The sequence below is a fragment of the Dysgonomonas sp. HGC4 genome (assembly GCF_001261715.1).
Taxonomy (GTDB): domain Bacteria; phylum Bacteroidota; class Bacteroidia; order Bacteroidales; family Dysgonomonadaceae; genus Dysgonomonas_A.
Map to the genome: position 1 here is coordinate 89874 of NZ_CVRU01000020.1, position 20098 is coordinate 109971.

16 protein-coding genes are annotated in these 20098 nt (G+C 36.0%); 4 read left to right on the forward strand and 12 right to left on the reverse strand.

The genetic code is table 11. The features are described from left to right. Window positions 1–47: 47 nt before the first annotated feature. Entirely contained in the window at window positions 48–2840 is a 2793-nt protein-coding gene (gene uvrA / locus HGC4_RS02290) for an excinuclease ABC subunit UvrA (RefSeq protein ID WP_050708498.1), read from the reverse strand. Window positions 2841–3045: 205 nt separating this feature from the next. Here uvrA and HGC4_RS02295 point away from each other — a divergent pair, with 205 nt between their 5' ends. Then, entirely contained in the window at window positions 3046–3288 is a 243-nt protein-coding gene (locus HGC4_RS02295; protein WP_050708499.1) for a GlsB/YeaQ/YmgE family stress response membrane protein, read from the forward strand. Between the two features lie 83 nt (window positions 3289–3371). Here HGC4_RS02295 and asnA read toward each other — a convergent pair whose 3' ends face one another. The 5 genes from asnA to HGC4_RS02320 form a co-directional block, all read right to left on the reverse strand. Beyond that, entirely contained in the window at window positions 3372–4409 is a 1038-nt protein-coding gene (gene asnA, locus HGC4_RS02300; RefSeq protein ID WP_050708500.1) for an aspartate--ammonia ligase, read from the reverse strand. Window positions 4410–4565: 156 nt separating this feature from the next. Continuing rightward, entirely contained in the window at window positions 4566–5147 is a 582-nt protein-coding gene (locus tag HGC4_RS02305; protein ID WP_157258072.1) for a hypothetical protein, read from the reverse strand. A 22-nt stretch (window positions 5148–5169) separates the two neighbouring features. Next, complete coding sequence (locus HGC4_RS02310; protein ID WP_050708502.1) at window positions 5170–5901, reverse strand: polymorphic toxin type 23 domain-containing protein; 732 nt, start codon at window positions 5899–5901, stop codon at window positions 5170–5172. A gap of 90 nt (window positions 5902–5991) precedes the next feature. Further along, window positions 5992–9255, reverse strand: coding sequence for a UvrD-helicase domain-containing protein (locus tag HGC4_RS02315; RefSeq protein ID WP_050708503.1), 3264 nt, complete (start codon window positions 9253–9255; stop codon window positions 5992–5994). Continuing rightward, a complete protein-coding gene (locus HGC4_RS02320; RefSeq protein WP_050708504.1) occupies window positions 9233–9580 on the reverse strand; it encodes a translation initiation factor in 348 nt (115 codons plus the stop codon). Before HGC4_RS02320 ends, HGC4_RS02315 begins: the two co-directional genes overlap by 23 nt. Before the next feature lie 320 nt (window positions 9581–9900). Here HGC4_RS02320 and HGC4_RS02325 point away from each other — a divergent pair, with 320 nt between their 5' ends. Continuing rightward, window positions 9901–10797 (forward strand): DUF2156 domain-containing protein, encoded by an 897-nt coding sequence (locus HGC4_RS02325; RefSeq protein ID WP_050708505.1) that lies wholly within the window; start codon window positions 9901–9903, stop codon window positions 10795–10797. A gap of 35 nt (window positions 10798–10832) precedes the next feature. Beyond that, window positions 10833–11681 (forward strand): GNAT family N-acetyltransferase, encoded by an 849-nt coding sequence (locus HGC4_RS02330; protein ID WP_050708506.1) that lies wholly within the window; start codon window positions 10833–10835, stop codon window positions 11679–11681. An 84-nt stretch (window positions 11682–11765) separates the two neighbouring features. Here HGC4_RS02330 and HGC4_RS02335 read toward each other — a convergent pair whose 3' ends face one another. From HGC4_RS02335 to HGC4_RS02360, 6 genes are all read right to left on the reverse strand, one after another. Then, entirely contained in the window at window positions 11766–12593 is an 828-nt protein-coding gene (locus tag HGC4_RS02335) for an MBL fold metallo-hydrolase (RefSeq protein ID WP_050708507.1), read from the reverse strand. 31 nt (window positions 12594–12624) lie between these two features. Beyond that, window positions 12625–13572 (reverse strand): NAD(P)H-dependent flavin oxidoreductase, encoded by a 948-nt coding sequence (locus HGC4_RS02340; RefSeq protein WP_050708508.1) that lies wholly within the window; start codon window positions 13570–13572, stop codon window positions 12625–12627. Between the two features lie 185 nt (window positions 13573–13757). Beyond that, window positions 13758–14702: an alpha/beta hydrolase gene (locus HGC4_RS02345; protein WP_050708509.1), complete on the reverse strand. Its 945-nt coding sequence runs from the start codon at window positions 14700–14702 to the stop codon at window positions 13758–13760. Then, window positions 14699–15139, reverse strand: coding sequence for an inner membrane protein YiaA (yiaA, locus tag HGC4_RS02350; RefSeq protein ID WP_050708510.1), 441 nt, complete (start codon window positions 15137–15139; stop codon window positions 14699–14701). The genes HGC4_RS02345 and yiaA overlap by 4 nt, the downstream gene beginning before the upstream one ends. A 130-nt stretch (window positions 15140–15269) precedes the next feature. Beyond that, window positions 15270–16172 (reverse strand): DMT family transporter, encoded by a 903-nt coding sequence (locus HGC4_RS02355; RefSeq protein WP_050708511.1) that lies wholly within the window; start codon window positions 16170–16172, stop codon window positions 15270–15272. A gap of 184 nt (window positions 16173–16356) precedes the next feature. Beyond that, a complete protein-coding gene (locus HGC4_RS02360) occupies window positions 16357–17949 on the reverse strand; it encodes an ABC-F family ATP-binding cassette domain-containing protein (RefSeq protein ID WP_050708512.1) in 1593 nt (530 codons plus the stop codon). Between the two features lie 756 nt (window positions 17950–18705). Here HGC4_RS02360 and HGC4_RS02365 point away from each other — a divergent pair. Beyond that, entirely contained in the window at window positions 18706–20043 is a 1338-nt protein-coding gene (locus tag HGC4_RS02365; RefSeq protein WP_050708514.1) for a dihydroorotase, read from the forward strand. The last annotated feature ends 55 nt before the right edge of the window (window positions 20044–20098 follow it).

Sequence of the window (20098 nt, forward strand, 5' to 3'; positions counted from 1 at the left end):
TCAAAGCACAAGGAGATTTGATTTTTGTAAAATCAATACACTTCTACTTATACATTCAATTTATCTTTGAGGAAATGTCCTGTGTGAGACTTAGCACACTTAGCAATCTGCTTAGGAGTACCTTCGCAAACCACTTTTCCGCCTTCTTTTCCGCCTTCGGGACCTATATCAATAATATGGTCGGCACATTTGATCACATCCATATTGTGCTCTATAATTATGACTGTATGCCCTCTGCCAATCAATGAATCAAAAGCTTTCAGTAAAGTTTTCACATCATGAAAATGGAGTCCGGTAGTAGGCTCATCAAAGATAAATAAAGTAGGCTCAGATTTTTCCTCTCCAAGATACGATGCCAGTTTTACCCGTTGATTTTCCCCACCCGAAAGAGTAGATGAAGCCTGCCCCATCTTTATATATCCCAACCCTACTTCCTGAAGCGTTTTAAGTCTCTTCACGATCTTTTTCTCAGTGCTGCCTTTACCTTCTTCAAAGAATTCGATAGCCTGATCTACGGTCATCTCTAACACATCATGGATGCTTGCCCCACGATATTCAACCTCGAGTACTTCGGGTTTGAAACGCTTTCCTTTACATGCTTCACATTCGAGTGTAATATCAGCCATAAATTGCATTTCGATGGTGGTTTTACCATCTCCCTTACATTCTTCACATCGACCTCCCTCTACGTTAAAAGAGAAGAAAGCAGGTGTAAAGCTCATTTGCTTTGCAAGTTGCTGATCAGCAAAAAGCTTTCTTATCTCATCGTACGCTTTTATGTATGTAACAGGATTGGAACGTGATGATCTTCCGATAGGATTCTGATCTACCATTTCGACGCTCTTAATCATCTTAAGATCGCCCACCAGTTCATTAAACTGAACGATACGATCGCTTGTTCCTTTATAATGTTTTTGAAGTGCATTGTAAAATACATCGCAAACTAATGATGATTTTCCCGATCCGCTGACTCCTGTAACCACAGTCATCACATTCAAAGGAAACTTCACATCTATATTTTGAAGGTTATTTTGCCTTGCACCTTTTATCTCTATATAATTATTCCACTTACGAGGTTTCGTAGGTACGGCAATCGTTTCTTCCCCATTCAAATAACGTACGGTGTGACTGTTACTATTCTTATCAAGATTAGCTAATGAACCTTGATAGACAAGCTCGCCACCCAATCGTCCAGCTTGAGGACCTATATCAATAATATAATCAGCTGCACGAATTATTTCTTCATCATGCTCAACTACTACCACTGTATTACCTAAGCCTTGTAAATCGCGCAATACCTTTATCAGCAAGTCTGTATCTCTGGAGTGCAAACCGATACTAGGCTCATCTAAGATATATAATGATCCCACTAAACTACTACCCAAAGAGGTTGCCAGATTGATACGCTGACTTTCCCCACCCGATAAAGAATTCGATAGACGATTAAGAGTAAGATAACCCAAACCCACATTTAATAAAAACTGTATTCGGCTGCGAATTTCGGTAAGTAATCGTTTCCCTACGGCAGCATCAGTTTCATCCAATTCAAGTTGACTGAAAAAATCTTTCAAATCAGCAACGGGCATCAATACTAAATCAGCAATCGACTTTCCTCCTATCTTTACATATATTGCCTGAGGTTTCAAACGTGAACCTTTACAAGTGGGACAGGTAGTTTTTCCACGATAGCGAGCCAACATAACACGATATTGTATCTTATATTGGTTCTCTTCGAGCATTTTAAAAAAGGCATCAATACCCATTACACCGGGTGCACCGTGCCAAAGCAGATCTTTTTCTTTTTCGGTCAATTTAAAGTAAGGACGATGGATTGGAAAATCACGGTTAGCAGTCGAATGTATAAATTCATTCTTCCACTCGCTCATTTTCTCTCCTTTCCAACAAAAAACAGCATCGTCGTATATCGACAGTCCTTTATTAGGAATAACCAGATCTTCATCAATTCCCAGAACCTGACCAAATCCTTCACATTGTGGACATGCTCCGACTGGGCTATTGAAACTGAACATCATATCGGTTGGCTCTTCAAATTGAACTCCATCTGCTTCGAAGCGTTTAGAATAATCAAAACTTTCGATACCCGATTCTACATAATATCTTATTGTACACTCACCTTCTCCCTCAAAGAATGCAGTTTCTACCGATTCTGAGAATCTATTTAAGGTAGCTTTATCAGCCGATGTAGACAAACGATCTATAACCAATAAAACCTGAGAGGGATTAAGAGCTTCTTTCGATTCCAACAAATCATCTATACGAATAAATTCGCCTTTCGATTCAACACGCGAGAACCCTTCTTTTTGAAGTATATCTAATTGTTCCTCCATCTTACGATTCTCACGTAAGATAATTTTAGAAAGAACAACCAATCGTGTACCTTCAGGATAAGTCAGCATCTTATCAGTAATATCTTTTACCTGATGCTTTTTAACGACTTCATTCGAAATAGGTGATATGGTTTTACCTATACGTGCAAATAACAAACGCAGGTATTCATATATTTCGGTAGATGTTCCAACAGTTGATCGGGGATTGCGTGAACTTACTTTTTGCTCGATAGCTATAGCAGGTGGAATACCTTTTATATAGTCGCATTCGGGCTTGTTCATCCGCCCCAGAAACTGACGGGCATAAGATGATAAACTTTCCACATAACGCCTTTGTCCTTCGGCATAAAGTGTATCGAAAGCTAAGGAGGATTTACCAGATCCCGAAAGTCCGGTGATAACAACGAACTTATTACGAGGAATTTCGACATCAATATTTTTCAGGTTATTGACTCTTGCTCCTTTTATGAGTATATTTTTTTCTTCTGACATGTGTTTATTTTTGGAGGCACAAAGGTACAAAAAATAGATAGCATTTATCCTGCAAACAATATCACTTTAGTATTTGTTTATATACAGTATGAAGTATTTAAGGTATCAAAAGCTTTTTATTGCTTGGACTAAAATGGCTAGTCACAAGTAGTTTTAATCTTAAAATATATCATTCATATTTTTATTCACTTAATAAGTTTATAGTATGGGATTTATCTGGTCAATTATAATTGGTATTCTTGCCGGTTTTTTAGCAGGGAAAATATTCAAAGGAAAAGGATTCGGTTTAATCGTCAACCTCATCGTGGGTGTTGTTGGTAGTGTATTAGGAGGATGGCTTTTTATTATTCTCGGACTTAGTGCGAATGGCATTATAGGGAATCTTATAATGTCTACAATAGGAGCTCTGCTACTCCTCTGGATAATATCCCTAATCAAAAAGAAATAAGCAATTACCTGAAAATAAAATAACCGTCACTCGTTTTTTACTGGTGGCGGTTATTCTTTATATTATTCGTAAATATTTTCTTTTCAGATCAGAGGCATTCCTAGTTTTTGCGCTTCCTTACGCATATCTTCCGGCCATATACCAGCTTGTATCTCACCGATATGCCCTTTTCGAAGGAAAAACATACAAAGACGCGATTGTCCGATACCTCCACCTATTGACAAAGGCAATGATCCTTCAATCAATCGTTTGTGAAAATATAAGTCTTTCTTAGACTCTTGTCCTTTGATTTTTAGTTGTTCCAATAAAACTTCTTTATTGACACGAATACCCATAGAGGATAATTCCATCGCACGTCCTAATACAGGATTCCAAACAATAAGATCTCCATTTAGACCTCTGTATCCACTTTCATCCAGAGTAGTCCAATCATCGTAATCAGGTGCACGTCCATCATGCTGCTCGCCGTTGCTCAACACACCGCCGATACCCATAATGAATACAGCTCCGTATTCTTTTGCTATTTCGTCTTCTCTTTCTTTAGCCGTCAGATTAGGATATAGTTTTAGTAATTCTTCGGAATGAATAAATTTAATCTCATTCGAAAGAATCGGCTTAATTTGAGGAAACATTTCATAAACCAAAAATTCGGTACGAACCAAAGCCGCATAAATGCGTCTTACAATTCCTTTCAAAAATTCAATATTACGGTTATGTGGACATATTGCCATTTCCCAATCCCACTGATCTACATATAGAGAATGTAAATTACCTAATTCTTCGTCTGCACGAATAGCATTCATATCGGTATATATTCCATATCCGTCATTAATACCATAGTCGGCTAGCGTCAGTCGTTTCCACTTTGCCAAAGAATGTACAATTTCGGCATATTGGTCTCCCATATCTTTGATAGGAAAAGTCACTGCACGCTCTACTCCATTAAGATCGTCATTGATACCCATTCCCTTTAGTACAAATAAAGGAGCGGTAACTCTTCTTAGTCTAAGTTCGGAGGCTAGATTTTGTTGAAAAAAATCTTTTATTTGTTTTATACCTAACTCTGTTTGTTGCAGATCGAGCAAGGCATGGTATTGACTTGGTTTTATTAAGTAACTCATATAAAGACAGCTTAGTGTTTGCTTTTTTATTAAACAATTGGCAAAGTTAACCTATTTGTGTTATCCTGAAAACATTTAAGCCTTTATTTTATACAAATTGACAAATTAAACAACATTTCACAAACAAAAATTCTATTTTAAGTCAAAATAATCTCTTTATTTATTTTGATTAAACCATTTTTTATTTATGAAAGGACAGTCCTTTTCACTCCGCTTTTTAGCTAAGGGATAGAAACTTGCCGCTTCGGAACAACGGTTTTCAGAAAAGTAGGGATAATCTTTCATATACCCCAAATTTGTGTTTTGAGGGACTACATAATCACTTATGTTAATTAAGATTTGGGTGTTGTTTATTTCATAATCACGAAAGATAGTACTTATACCCATCCCCTCTTGCCGGATGGTTTGCGTCTTTATTATATTACCTTCTATCCTATATGTTCCCCAAGAGGGATATTGGCAAAGATTAGATTGACCTCCATTCTCGAAGCAATCTTTCAGACCAGAAACATCACTTGTTGTTGCAATGGTAAATAGTCCGTCGGGATAAAACATAAAAACAGAGAAGAATGTAGAATCGCATTCTCTCTGAGCAACATAATACCCATCTATACTAATTAATGTATCTAAACCTGTATATTCTGCGATATACGGGTAAGTAAAATCTTTTGGCTTAATGGTTACACAGCCAGACAAGATAAAGACTAATACAAGTATCGTAAAACAAAATTTTCTCATATCATACAATAAAAGGCAAACCTCAATACAGAGTATAAGGTTGATAAGTACCAACTTGAAGGAACTGATTGCGATAATCTCCCGATTTGAAATCGCCGGTATCGAAGAATTTACGATGCCATAAGTTTTGTCCGAGATATCCACCCGTTTGATTATTTACGCCATAACGAAGTATCAGGTCTTTATTTGTATAACCGATATACATAGGACTTGATATTTGTTTTCCACCCATATATGTACCTTTTCTATTATAGGGGGAGGCATCCGTTATTCCGTTTATTTCGGTCGTATATACATTTGTTCCTACAATGAAGTGCTTGTATTGAAGTTCTAAAGCGGCTGTTCGGTATCTGTCATAAATAGTAAAGCCGGTAAAAGGTAATGCCAAAATATCATCTTCAAACTTAAGACTAAAGTCATCCAATCTTAATCCTAAAATTCCAGAGACTTGTTTTCCTCCCTGATAATATTTATTGACAAAATAGGATGCTCCGTATTTACCATCATCATATTCTACTCCTGCAAAAGTAGTACCTAATCCGAATCTCTCTTTGGCTTTATAAGCATCTAATCCGGTAGTGAGAGTCCAATCCCCTATATTTTTCGAAACAGTTAATGAACCTCCTAAACGAAAGCCATTGCGATCAACCGCCCCAGCAGTAAACATAGCAACTATGGAAGCTATAACCTCGAAGCCATTATTTCTGTTTGAATCTAAAATATAAAGCGAGTTATAGTCATTCTTATGAAACATGCTTTGACACTGCACTCTTGGCATAATGCTAAACAAAAGAATAAATAAATTGATAAAGTAGTAGTGCATAGTTAGATCAGATCAAAAGACTTATTCTACTTCAATCACATTACCCAATGTTATATAACAAACAAACCCTTTTACATTATTATAACCCATCTTTTTAATCTGAGTCATGTAATTCTTAACTTGTTTGAGGTATTTTTTTTCTTCTTTTTCCCCAAACTTATAATCGATTACTACCACCTCACCCGATTTCATCATTACCCTATCGGGGCGGATAAATGTACCGTTGGGCTGTAGTATTTCCACTTCATTCAATACTTTATATTCTACCGAATACCAAGGTGCAATCTGAGTATTAGATAAATAATCATTCAAAAGTGAAGAAATCTTATCTCTTTCCTCTTCTGTTATTTCGCCCGATAGCTGATAGGTTTCTACTACTTTATCCAGATCATCTAAGGACGTTACCTTACTTACTATTTCGTGCATAAGGGTTCCATACTCACGTTGTCCGTTTTCGGAAAAGAAGTACTTATTGTTTAATCTTAGTTTAAGCCTGTCATCAAAAGAAATACTTGCTAATACACCGATACTGACTTCGTTTTCCGAAAGTGTATCAGCACCTCTTTTCGAAAGTGCATCTCCTTTGCTTTCACCTAATTCGAAACAATCGGATTCTTGATTCATAGACTCTTCTAATGATACAAAAGTTTTCCCCTCCTGAGGTTTTGCTTCGGCATGAACACAAGCCCAAAGAAGTGACGATATAGAGTTAATTCCCTTTTGCTTGTCTTTAGGCTTAGGTGAAAATATAATTAAATCATTCTTAGCACGAGTAAGAGCCACATACAACACATTGAAATTGTCGATAAAAGCATGTAGTTTCTCATCAAAATACTCATAGGCAAAGATGGTGTTCTTAAGCTTCTGAGAGTATTTCACGGGAACTAGCTGCAAGCCGTTAAAGGGCTCGAATCGAGGTTGACACCAGAGTATAGTAGGCATCTTATGATCTATATCCCAATGACCGAAAGGTAGAAGTACGACTTCGAAACCCAGACCTTTCGACTTATGGATAGTCATAATACGTATAGCATCCTGCCCATCAGGGGTAAATATAGTTTTGGTTTGTCCGCTTTCGTCCCACCATTGCAGAAAGGAATCAAGATCAGAAGAGTGTTTCACCGAAAAATCGAGAACCATATCCATAAATGCTTGAATATAGATATTCTCGTTGCTTTCCATAGCCTCTTTGAAAAGATCGAATATTTCTTCGGTCATTTCATAGAGAGGAAGTTCTTTTATACGATTCAGTTCAATAGAAACCTCTTCGGGAAAATCATCGGAGTTAGAAAGGTGTGTACAGATTGTTTCTTCTGCTGTTAGCTGATCTTTGAACTTGAAGTATTCATAGATAGCCAATGTCCTCAATGTAAAGTCAGAAGGGTTGCGCAAATATTTCAATAACGAAACAACAAGCTTTATACTTTTTGAATTCTTTATAAACAAAGCTTCATCCGAAATAATATCATATCTGTATTTCGAATCTTTCTGTAAATTTTTATATTCTAAAAGTCGGTTTGCCACTTCTGCTCCTTCTTTCTTGGTGCGTACGAGTATTGCAATGTCTTTTAGCGAATATCCTTTATCTTGAAGTTCTTCGATAGTATGAGGCAACTGATCCAATACATAAGCTTGCCAATTGCTATTTTCTTCGGTATCTATAAAATGAACTTTCACATGCCCCGAAAGGCTACCTTTCTTCTTTTCGGGAAGGTATTGATAAGAATCTTTATAAGCCCCCTCAATTCGAGTATATAATGGAGCTAAAGCTTCATCATAAGTTATATCATTCAGTCCTTCATTGTATAAGCTTTGCAATAATTTAGAACCTATTTCGAAAATAGCATTATTGAAGTTTATTACATTCTCGCCACTTCGCCAATTGGTATCAAGCGATTTATGAATAATACCATTGGTTTTAAAATCTATATCGAGTTGTTCATCCAAAAGCTTCCAATCCGAATTTCGCCAACGGTAGATACTTTGCTTTACATCGCCTACGATAAGATTCTTGTTTCCGGCAGACAGACTATCTCTGACCAAGGGCAGAAAGTTTTTCCACTGCATATTAGATGTATCCTGAAACTCATCTATCATATAATGATCTACACGAGTGCCGACCTTTTCATACACAAACGGGGTATCAGTTCCCTCAATAATTTTGTTTAGCAATTCGGTAGTATCCGAAATTAGCATTACATTATTTTCGGCGGCATATTGTCTTACTTTTTTATCGACATCACCCAATATACCGAGTGTAAAAAAGTAACGGTTGATCTCGTAAGCAGTCTGATAGGTTGCCGAATTGTCGTAGTGTGCAATAATATCTGTCACACAATCGTTCAATCCATTACTAAATGCATCTTCTATTTTAGATTTTGCATCGGCAGGAGTAGTTTTGGTGTACCAACCCGATACATCATCGGGTAGTTTACGGAATGTATCGGTAGGTTCTTTTATTTCGCCTGTTGCCCACTTCAAGAAACTAAAGAAGGTCGAACGTGCTCCTCCTTTGAAATCTTCGGGACGAAGATCGAACCTAACCATTATATTGAGAGCCTTTTCGGCAATTTCTCTCGATCTTTTTTCGTATTGCTGAATATAGATTATCAGCGTTTTTTTATAATCGTCCAACAAAGCTTTATCGGCAATATCAGCTTGTATTTGATCACTGAAAGCTTTGTAGGTTTCTTTAAAAATCTCGGTGGATAACGATTGTATATCATTTCGGATATTCCAAGTCTCTCCACTCTCTATTTTCTCTTCCGAGAAACGTATCAACCAGTCAAGTAACTGCTCATTCTCGCTTTTTTCTAAGTCGTAAAGCATCGAGTCGATTGCTTCACCCAGAACTTTACCTGTATCCAGTTCTACATTATAGCCTCCCCCTAAACCAATTTCACGCGTAAAAGCACGCATGGTTTGTTGAAAGAAACGGTCAATAGTGCTGATAGAAAAAGAAGAATAATCATGAAGGATACTAATCAATATCTTTCGGGCTTGTGCCCTCACCCACTCTTCGGGTTTATTATATTTTTCTCTCAGACTCTTTACATAGTCTGATGGTTTATCAGAAGCCAACTTTGCAAGTTCCTCTATAATACGGCTTTTCATTTCCTCGGTAGCCTTATTGGTAAAAGTTACAGCAAGGATATGTTTGTATGAAAAAGGGGAAGAAAAAAGCAATAAAAGATACTCCTCTGTCAATCGGTGTGTTTTACCCGATCCGGCAGAAGCTTTATAAACAGTAAGGTTTGCACTATCAGATGATTCGTGCCTTAGCATATCCGTCTTTTTGTAAAAGCTCTAAAACTTTGGTTCTGAAATCGCCTTGAAGAAGGATTTCCCCGTCACGGGTAGAACCTCCCACTCCACAACGAGTTTTAAGTGATTTTGCTAAGTCCTGCAAATCATCGTCAGAGCCCACAAAATTAGTAATCAGAGTTACCGATTTACCTTTGCGGTTTCTCTTATCAAGCTCTATTCTCAGCAATTGTTTTTCTTTGGGTATAGCAACTACCTCTTCTTCGTCTTCCGAATCATATTTATAATCGGGGTTGGTCGAATAAACTACATTCAACCTGTCTTTCCAGTCATTATTAGTTTTCATAACAGCTAAATATATAAGTAATCAAGGTGTCAGACCTTTTATGATCCTTCGAAGTATAACAATATCTGTCAGTTATAACTTCGAAAGGTAACCTTAAATTATTGAATCAAATATACTTAAAAATTGTCAGACTGAAAGAAAAATTTGACTGTTCAAATTTTCGGCGTGCTTTTTGCTGTATGTTGAACAGAACAAGAATAAGAATTGTTTCATAGGCTAAGGTTACAAATCTTTTTACTATTTTGATCGGCTATATTACTCAACAATACTTTGACAAAAGTATGGCAATAAACATTTAACGTTACTTTAATTAAGTAGTTATGATTCATTTTAAACAAATAGAACTATCCGATAAGCCTCAGATAGATGCTTGTCTGGATGGCAATACTTTTCGTGCATGCGATTTTAGTTTTACAAATATGTTTGCATGGAATGCTAAATTCAAAACACTGTACGACATTCAACACAAAACACTATTTCTTAAGTTTTTGGAAACCGATGGTAAGATCTATTACATGATGCCCATTGGTCCAATGCCCATAAACGAAGCAATTCAGATGTTGCAAGCTGATGCCAAAGCATCTAATATCCCTTTTCAGATGAAAGGGATAACTGTTGAAATGTGGGAGATGATCAACAAAAAAATGCCCAATCAATTCCAACATGTACATGAACGTAACAACGATGAGTACATCTATCTTTCTTCGAAATTAATTTCTCTCTCGGGCAAAAAACTACAAAGTAAACGTAATCACATCAATCGATTCAAATTAGACAACCCCGATTGGCAATACTTCCCCATTACAAGCAAAAAAGAGTTAAACGAATGTGCTGCTATGCTTGATGAGTGGGAAAATATTAAAGAGGACAAAAACAGATCGTTACAATATGATTATATTGCAACTCGATTGATGTTAGAGCATTTTGATTATCTTCAACTCACTGGTGGAGCTATCCGTGTAAATGGTAAAATTATAGCATTTACCATCGGAGAGAAATTAACAGAGGATACTTTTGTGGTGCATGTTGAAAAAGCTTTTGGCGAAATTCATGGAGCTTACACTATAATCAATCAACAATTTATAGAGCACGAAGCATCTAAGTTCAAATACATCAATAGAGAAGAAGATATGGGATTGGAGTCATTGCGAAAAGCAAAACTTTCGTATCAGCCCGATATTTTATTAGAAGAAGGATTATTGATTCCTGTTAATTAGAAACCCTATTTATTATTCAACTCAGCCTTAAAAATATGATTCAATTTGCAAATAAAAACACAGCCCCTGAAGTTCGTTCGATGTGGAAAATCTGCTTCGAAGATACCGACGAATATATGGACTTGTATTTCTCCCGACAATACAGAGACGAGAATACACTCATATATTGGGTAGACAATAAGGCTGTGGCTTCTTTGCAAATGATTCCTTATTCTATCAGGTTTTATGGTGAGGTAATTCCTTTTTATTATCTGGCTGGGTTATGTACCTTATCCGAATACAGGAATAAGGGCTATATGGGGAAACTAATCCGTGAGTCTTTTTCGATTATGAGAGCGCGAAATATTCCACTTTCTATTCTAGTACCTGCTGAAGAATGGCTTTTTGGCTATTACGAGAGATATGGATTCACCACAACATTCGACAAAGGGACAAAGGATATAGAGTTTAGCAAGTTCTTAAAGAAACACGAAAGTAACTGCTCTAATGCATACCAGGAATTTGACAAAACATATCAACAAAACGATTTCTGCGTTTTAAAATCGGAGTATGATTTTGAGACTATCATAAAAGAATACTTGCAAGATGAATGTCCTCCTAAACATAATCTAGCAGCCATGTCTTGTATTATATACCCGTCAGTTATGCTGAGATTATATGCCCAAAAGAATCTCGATAAAAATTTTAAAATAAAGGTAGAGGATGATATTTATCAAATAAGCCAAGGGAAAGTAGAACAAAACAATTCATCCGATTTTGATATTGCAGTAAATATAAATATGCTCGCACGGTTACTCTTTGGGTTCCATACAAATGAACTAGCAACAGAGTATTCTTCTCTTTTCGAAGAACACCAACCTATTCTAAATTTGATGCTAGAGTAAATAGGCTACAACATACATAAATAAACAAAAAAGAGAGTCAAAACCAACCAGTCGGTTTTGACTCTCTTTTTCTTAATATCATATTTAAAATTCTATCAGCCCTGAGGGTTTCCCTCGACTAAGAGTTTTAAGTGTTACATCTTTTCCCACTTTTATTCCTTGCAGATTCAATGCACATTCTACTGTTTTATAAGCAAGATCGGGGTGATTATTGTCCTGACTTAGATGGCAAAGCCATATTTCATCCAACTTATCGTGGTAAATACTGGTAAGTAATTCTCCTGTAAGCCGATTACTTAAGTGTCCCATCCCCGAAGTGATGCGTTGCTTAAGGTATGCTGGATAACGTCCACAACTAAGCATCTCTTCATCATAGTTAGCTTCTATAATAAGATGGTTAGCCGAGCGAGCATACTTCGATATAGTATCGGTTATACAACCAACATCGGTAACTAAAACGATTGTCTTATCTCCTACTTTTATTTGATAACCTACGTTTTCAATTGTATCATGAGGAACTTCGAAAGCCGTTATCTGAAATTCTTTTATTTCAAAAGTCTTTTCTTTTTCAACAACTCGTCTGGCTCCCGTAAATTTTTCTTCAACAAAGCGGCTTCTTTCTATACCTGCATGCACTATCTCTGTTGCATAAACAGGAATATTAAGCTTTCCGCCAAAGCCTCCGATTGATTTGATATGATCAGCATGATCGTGCGTAACTAACACTGCAACGATGGTTTCCATAGCCACACCGTACTCACGTAGATATTTTTTAATGGTACGCATACCAATACCGGCATCAATAAGGATACCGTATTGAGAAGTGCCCAAGTAGTAACAATTGCCACTACTGCCACTAGAAAGACTTATTAATTTATATTTTGGAACAGGTGCAAAAAGATCGTACTGCATATTTGTAAAGGTCTCTGACCTACTTTTTTACTTAGAAAGAAATTCCAGACAGAGCTTTTGCACTTGCATTGAATTCTGTAATAATTGATTTTACAACATCTTCTGCCAATGGCAGGTCTTTAATTAGAGAAGCTATTTGTCCTATTTCAAGTTCACCTTCTACTAGATCTCCTTCAAATATTCCTTTTTTAGAACGCCCTCTTCCCAGAAGAGCTTTTATTTCTTCGGCTGAAGCACCTCTGTCTTCAGCTTCTTGTACTTGTTTGTAGAATTCGTTCTTTATCATTCGGGTTGGTCCTACTTTTTTAAGAGATAAGAGAGTATCTCCTTCGTTTAGACTAATACATAGATTTTTGAATTCGGTAGCAGCAGAACTTTCTTGAGTTAGTGCAAAACGAGTTCCTATTTGTACCCCTTCCGCTCCCAGTGCCAAAACAGCTAACATACCGTTACCTGTTGCAATACCTCCGGCTGCGATTAAAGGTATATCTATGCTTTTACGAACCTGAGGAATCAAAGTCAGAGTTGTAGTTTCTTCTCTTCCGTTGTGTCCTCCAGCTTCAAAACCTTCGGCAACAACTACATCTATGCCTGCTTCCTGACATTTAACTGCAAACTTGGAGCTAGATACTACGTGAGCAACCTTAATGCCATTATCTTGTAATTTCTTAGTCCATGTTTTTGGATTTCCGGCAGAAGTAAATACTACTTTTACGCCTTCCTCAATTATAATATTGATTATTTCTTCGATATTAGGATACAATAGAGGCACATTCACCCCAAATGTATTATTAGTTGCGGCTTTGCATTTTTGAATATGCTCTCTCAACACCTCAGGATACATAGATCCTGCACCGATAAGACCAAGTCCTCCGGCATTACTCACTGCAGAAGCCAATCGCCATCCGCTACACCAAACCATACCTCCCGATATAATCGGATATTTTATATTAAAAATTTCTGTTATTCTATTCTTCATTACTCTAATTTTAGGTCGTACCCATTATTATTCTACAAATATACTAAAACAAAAAGTCAATACCCATTAGTAGCTATTAATACGAAACTGATTTTTTCCTAAAAAATATTATCGCAATTTATAAAACGATTAAAGGCGAGTTTTTCAACTTGCCTTTAATCGTTTAGTCAAATAAGGTCGTAACCTCAATTGATATATTTACTTACAAATTGATTTGTTTTAGCAACATACTCATCTGTACAATCCCAATAAGCATTAGCATGCTCAACATTAGGCACAACCCACAATTCTTTATCTCCTTGCTTGGCTTCGTAAAGCACATTTACCATCCAAGTAGGTACATAGGTATCTTTGTCTCCATGAATAAAGAACATTGGTAGTTTACTTTTTTTCAACTGCTCTAAAGCCGATGCTTCTTTGAAATTCCAACCCACTTTCATCTGAGAATACGAAGAGGCTGCATTCAGTATAGGAAATGCAGGTAGCCCATAATCATCTTTGAGTTTATGCGTAAATTCATCCCAAACACTTGTATATCCACAATCTTCAACAAAGCATTTAATGTTTTCGGGTAAATCTTCGCCGGAAGTCATCATAGTTGTTGCTGCTCCCATAGATATACCATGAATTACCATACGTGTAGTATCTCCATATATACCTTTGGTTACATCTATCCATTTCATAATATCCAAACGATCTTTCCAACCCATCTGAATATATTCGCCATCACTCTTTCCATGTGCTCTTAAGTCAGGAAGCAGGATATTATATCCCATTTCTTTATTGTACAAATGACCAATCATCAACATTCGAATCGAGTTATCGGTATATCCATGAATGATAAGTGCTGTATTAGGAGATGCTATTGCAGACCTTATATATAGGGCATGAAGTTTACTGCCATCTGCGGCTACAATAAATGTATCTCGCAATGCCGAATTTTCACGTAAACTATCTACCCAAATTTTTAAGCTCGGATCGTGTTCATAAAGAAAAGCATAGGCATCTTCTTCATCTGTTGGTGTTACTTTTCTATCTAAAGAAACTCCAAACATATAGACTGCTCCGCCACCGATGATAGCTAATAATACTACCACAGTAACAACTAAACCTATTATTACTTTTTTCATTTGTTAGTCTCCATTGTATCTCTAATATTCTTTTGAACAGACACAGCAGCAAATAAACTTAAGGTATAAGACATTCCATAAAATCCTTTTTCACTCAAGGCCAATTCAGCATTCCAAAGACCAACGATCAATAATATGATAGAAACAATAGTACCAAACCAACTTATTGCAAAGAAAATATTAGTAACCGGAATACCTTCGAGTTTATCTCTCACACTTTTTTGAAGTGTTACTGCCGAAAATAGCCCAAACAATAGAATTGTAAAATAATACCCTTTTTCGTTTAGCTGCATATCAGCATTATATAATCCAATCAGGTAGGCAATCACCCCAACAAATAATACCAGCCATGTTGCACCAACAAAGGCAAACGAAGGGGCTTCGTTGTCTTTCTTCTTCTTTATAACCGCCTCAGGCTTCACTGATTCTTCTTCCATTTTCAATTTAGTGTTGTTAAATTTAACATTTCAGAGGTCAAAAATAATTATATTTATCTAATAACAACTACTATAGGTTCAGAAAAGAGCACTTCATCCCTGTCAGGCTATAAAACAATACAAAAAAGAATCAATGCTTGTCGCTTAACAAAGTCTCTTTTTTCTGCTTACCAAAAATTATAACTAAGCTAACCGAAACGAGTATTAAGAAAATACCGAACGCACTATTCACATTAAAATATTCTGAAAAGTATAACCCCCCAATAAGCACAGCAACAAGAGGTTCCATAGAACCCAATATAGATGTGATAGTAGAACCTGCATATTTTATCGCCAGAATCAAAGTTAAGTCCGAAACCACAGTAGCCAAGAAAGCAAGCAATGCTAATCGCCCAAAAGCAGTAAAGTCTGGAATTGATTCAATACCCGATGGCGATACTCCTGCAAATATCAAAAACAGAATTGCACCCGAAAGCAATATATAGAATGTAAGAATCTCAGCATTCATTTTACTTACAGAAGACTGATTGATACCAACAATATAGACCGAATAGGTTATCACCGTAAGGGATGCAATACCCACTCCTATCAATTTTATAGATCCTCCACCATTCCAACAAAGTAATGCGACCCCGATCAATGACAAAATTGCAGCTAAAAACAAAACTATAGATTTCCGTTCCTTAAAAAATACAACCATCAAAAAGCTTACTGCAATAGGGTACAGAAAATGTATAGTAGTAGCCAATCCACTGGGAATATATTTATAGGAATAAATAAGACACATTGCTGTTGCTGCATAAAGTAAACCTAACCAGCTAAGTGTAAAAATATCTTTTTTAGAGATTCGGAAGTTTTCTTTTTTTAACAAACAAATTGCTCCCATTAATATAGTAGAAAACAGAAAGCGATAAAACAGAATCGAAGGTAACCCCATATTAGAATCGGTCATTAGAGGAATCGAAAACAAGGGAATCAAACCAAATGTGCCCGATGAAATAAGTGCAAAAAAAACACCTCTGAGACTTTTCATTACAATACTATTTTTACAATTTGTTACTTTTATTGTGTATAACTGCCTGATATATCCATACCAGCAGAGATAACCAGTGCTTTACAGCCAAAATTCTGACAAAGGTACAATGTTTCATACAAGAAAACAAGATAATACTTCTTAAGATTATGCAGACTGTGAACTGCATAATCTTAATACTCTATCAATTGAGCTCTATTGTTTGGTTCACATGAATCTCCTCTATAAAAGTCTGATCGTGCGAAATTACTATAACCGAACCTCCAAAATCTTTAATGGAAGCTATCAACGTCTTTTGACTGTGTATATCCAAATTATTAGTTGGCTCATCCAATATAATCACATCAGGCACATTATTACTTACGGCTAAGCAACAAAGTATAAGTTTCATTTTTTCACCTCCACTTAGTTGCACACATTTTCTGTTCCACACATTATTCGGAAATTGATAACGATGCAAAAGTATTTTTAATTCATGATCAAGAAGATGCCGTTCGTTAAACCTTTCAACCTGATCAAAGACTGTCAATTCATTATCTAAGATAGAGTATTCTTGGTCTATATACAAAGATTGAAAGTCAGCAATAAAAACACTTCCAGTTGTAGGCTCTAACTTTGCCGTCATTATTTTAATGAGAGTTGTTTTCCCTGCGCCATTATTACCGGTAATTCTAATTCTATCATCGCTACGGATTTGGAAGTTTAAAGGCTCAGACCATAGAGGCTTCCCTACATAGGAGAAATTCAGATTCCTTGCCTCAATAAGGATTTTCCCGGAATGCAGATTCGAGGTGTTAAACTCGACTTTTAAGACTTCCTCTTTTTGAATATGTTGTCTGATTTCTTTATTACTATCCGAAATTTCATTCAATTTCTCATTTTGAATATTTCTCAACTTAGCACCACTCTGATCTGCCTTATCTTTGAGCATACCCATCGCTATACGCGGAATACCCGCTTTTTGTTTCTGCTTTTTACCTCTTACCTCATTCTTTTGCTTTTGCTCTGTAATATCCCTTGCTTTTTGTCGGGCTAACCTCAAAGTCTTTTCATTCTCTTCGAGCTGAGCTTGCAGGGCATTTAATTTTTCCTCTTTTTGAATTTCGTAAAAATCATAGTTACCACCATAAATATCAACTGCATTTTGTCTCAACTCCATGGTTCTTTCCAATAGATTCAGTAAAGTTCTATCGTGACTCACAACAAGAATGGTTGCCTTACTCTTTCTGATAAACTGATAAAGCAAGTTCCGACTCTCTAAATCAAGATGATTAGATGGTTCGTCTAAAAGAATAATTGCGGGTGAATGAATTGAGATTGCAGATAAAAAGACTTTTGTTTTTTCGCCTCCACTTAAGTTTCTCATTGGTTGAGATAACTCTAAGTCTTGCAGACCCCAGAAAAATAAAGCTGCACCAATTCTGCCCTCAACACTCCAGTCGTCATCCAAACATTCAAGATTATCCGTTGAAGTATCTCCATCGAGAATAGCATGCAACGCCTTTAGCTTATCGTCTACTCCAAGAACCTGAGAAATGGTAAGATCATTATATTGTCCAAAATGTTGAGGAATATAATAGGGTTTATCAGAATAAATAATTTCCCCTTCGGAAGGCTCGATCTGCTCACCTAAGATTCGCAGCAATGTCGATTTCCCTGAACCATTGTTACCTATCAAGGCTATTTTTTCTCCTGATGAAATATTGAAATTGATATTTTGAAATAAAATCTCCTTATCGGGGTGTATATATGAAAGGTTATTAACCGTAATACTCATAAAGCACTAATGTATAATATTATAAACTAGAGTCTAAAAACCCATTTAGTAGATGTAGGTATAAAATAGATATGGATAAACAATCACGAATGTGTTGCTTAAATACATCAAACCTCTTTATTGCTTTAGTAGGCATAACAACTACAGTCTGTTATGAGCCAAAACAAATTATTAAAGACTTGTATAATTTATTAATTACATGAATTCTAAGTTTATGCCAGTGCATTTGCAGATATTGCAGCTGACAAAATTGATAATTGTATTAACCAAAATGTCCCGAAGTGTTCGGAGTTTCATGATGGTATATAACCATCCCTTTTACTTAGATATTTTCACTGGAGTACTTTTTCGTTTATAATTCGACAAAGATATACAATATTTTATTGAGTAAAAGAATCTTAAATGAAAAATCTAAGATTCTAGACAATCAATCTATTAGATAATTATCTAAAAAACAGAGATTCGCCTATTACTAGATATCACAAACACACAGCAATACTATAATTAAGCAAACGAGAAGACCTATCACCTTTGTTTAGAACTTGTATCTCTAATTTGCAAAAGGTCTTCATCCTCATTTTGGAATTCTTATCATCAAAACCGTTATCTTTGCAATACAATCTATAAGATAATATTAAAAAAAGTTGAAATTTAAAGTGATACTTTAAAGTCACAACTTACAATAATAGCTATATTTAGATTGGATAATAAAAGAGGTCTGAGACCTTAATGGATAACCAGAAAACAATAATAGGTATGTATCTTATTCAGAATGCTACAATCATAAATGAAGGCAAATCGACTAAAGGATCTGTCCTGATAGAAGGAGAGATTATTAAAGCTGTTTATACAAACAACGAGACTCCTTCTGAAATTCTAAACAGAGCAACAATTATTAACGCCGAAGGTTTATGGTTAACACCGGGCGTAATAGATGATCAGGTTCACTTTAGAGATCCCGGACTAACACACAAAGGAGATTTAGCTTCCGAAAGTAAAGCGGCTATTGCGGGAGGAGTAACCTCTTTTATGGAGATGCCCAATACTAAACCACAAACAACCTCAATAGAAGCCTTAGACGCTAAGTTTGAAGTAGCTTCACAAAAATCATATGCCAACTATTCTTTTTATCTAGGAGCTACTAATGATAATCTAGCTGAACTTCGCAAAATTGACAAGAAGAATACGTGCGGAGTGAAAATATTCATGGGATCATCTACCGGAAATATGCTTGTAGATAAACGCAAAGCATTGGAAGGAATCTTTGCCGAAATAGATATGATTATCACAACTCACTGCGAAGAAGAAGAAATTATACAAAAAAACATTGCTTACTATAAAAACTTATTAGGTGATGATATTCCTGTGAAATACCATCCTCTGATAAGAAGCGCAGAAGCTTGTTACCAATCATCAGCCAAGGCAGTAGAACTTGCTGACAAATATGGAGCAAGACTTCACATACTTCACCTTTCAACAGAAAGAGAAATTAGTCTCTTTGATATTAAACCTCTTGCTGAGAAAAAAATTACAGGCGAAGTTTGTGTACATCACCTTTGGTTTTCAGACGAAGATTATGAGAAATACGGAAATCGTATCAAATGGAATCCTGCTGTAAAGACAAAACAAGACAGAGATGCTCTTCTTCAAGGGTTACTTAAAGGTAAACTAGATGTGGTAGCAACAGATCACGCCCCTCACCTATTGGAAGAAAAAGTCGGAGGATGCTTACAAGCAGCTTCAGGAGGTCCATTAGTGCAACATTCTTTACAGATGATGCTTGAGTTATCTAAACAAGGTAAAATATCGAAAGAGGAAGTCGTTGACAAAATGTGCCATGCACCTGCCACTCTTTTCAGAGTAAATAAGCGAGGATATATTCGTGAAGGGTATTTTGCCGATCTTGTTTTAGTGAATCCAAACAAAGATTACACAATTACTCAAGATAATATTTTATACAAATGTAAATGGTCTCCACTTGAAAATGAAACCGTATCAACCTCTATTGAAAAGACATTCCTAAACGGACAAATAGCTTTTGAAAACGGACAAGTTAATGAAGTAAGAGGTCAGGCTCTAACTTTCAACAACTAAGACATCAATAATATCTATGACCTTAAACTTTCATGAAGTTTAAGGTCATAGATAT

Coding starts and splice junctions, on each gene's coding strand:
- uvrA (WP_050708498.1), bottom strand. CDS start 2,840: ATGTCAGAAGAAAAAAATATACTCATAAAAGGAGCAAGAGTCAATAAC.
- HGC4_RS02295 (WP_050708499.1), top strand. CDS start 3,046: ATGGGATTTATCTGGTCAATTATAATTGGTATTCTTGCCGGTTTTTTA.
- asnA (WP_050708500.1), bottom strand. CDS start 4,409: ATGAGTTACTTAATAAAACCAAGTCAATACCATGCCTTGCTCGATCTG.
- HGC4_RS02305 (WP_157258072.1), bottom strand. CDS start 5,147: ATGAGAAAATTTTGTTTTACGATACTTGTATTAGTCTTTATCTTGTCT.
- HGC4_RS02310 (WP_050708502.1), bottom strand. CDS start 5,901: ATGTTTCATAAGAATGACTATAACTCGCTTTATATTTTAGATTCAAAC.
- HGC4_RS02315 (WP_050708503.1), bottom strand. CDS start 9,255: ATGCTAAGGCACGAATCATCTGATAGTGCAAACCTTACTGTTTATAAA.
- HGC4_RS02320 (WP_050708504.1), bottom strand. CDS start 9,580: ATGAAAACTAATAATGACTGGAAAGACAGGTTGAATGTAGTTTATTCG.
- HGC4_RS02325 (WP_050708505.1), top strand. CDS start 9,901: ATGATTCATTTTAAACAAATAGAACTATCCGATAAGCCTCAGATAGAT.
- HGC4_RS02330 (WP_050708506.1), top strand. CDS start 10,833: ATGATTCAATTTGCAAATAAAAACACAGCCCCTGAAGTTCGTTCGATG.
- HGC4_RS02335 (WP_050708507.1), bottom strand. CDS start 12,593: ATGCAGTACGATCTTTTTGCACCTGTTCCAAAATATAAATTAATAAGT.
- HGC4_RS02340 (WP_050708508.1), bottom strand. CDS start 13,572: ATGAAGAATAGAATAACAGAAATTTTTAATATAAAATATCCGATTATA.
- HGC4_RS02345 (WP_050708509.1), bottom strand. CDS start 14,702: ATGAAAAAAGTAATAATAGGTTTAGTTGTTACTGTGGTAGTATTATTA.
- yiaA (WP_050708510.1), bottom strand. CDS start 15,139: ATGGAAGAAGAATCAGTGAAGCCTGAGGCGGTTATAAAGAAGAAGAAA.
- HGC4_RS02355 (WP_050708511.1), bottom strand. CDS start 16,172: ATGAAAAGTCTCAGAGGTGTTTTTTTTGCACTTATTTCATCGGGCACA.
- HGC4_RS02360 (WP_050708512.1), bottom strand. CDS start 17,949: ATGAGTATTACGGTTAATAACCTTTCATATATACACCCCGATAAGGAG.
- HGC4_RS02365 (WP_050708514.1), top strand. CDS start 18,706: ATGTATCTTATTCAGAATGCTACAATCATAAATGAAGGCAAATCGACT.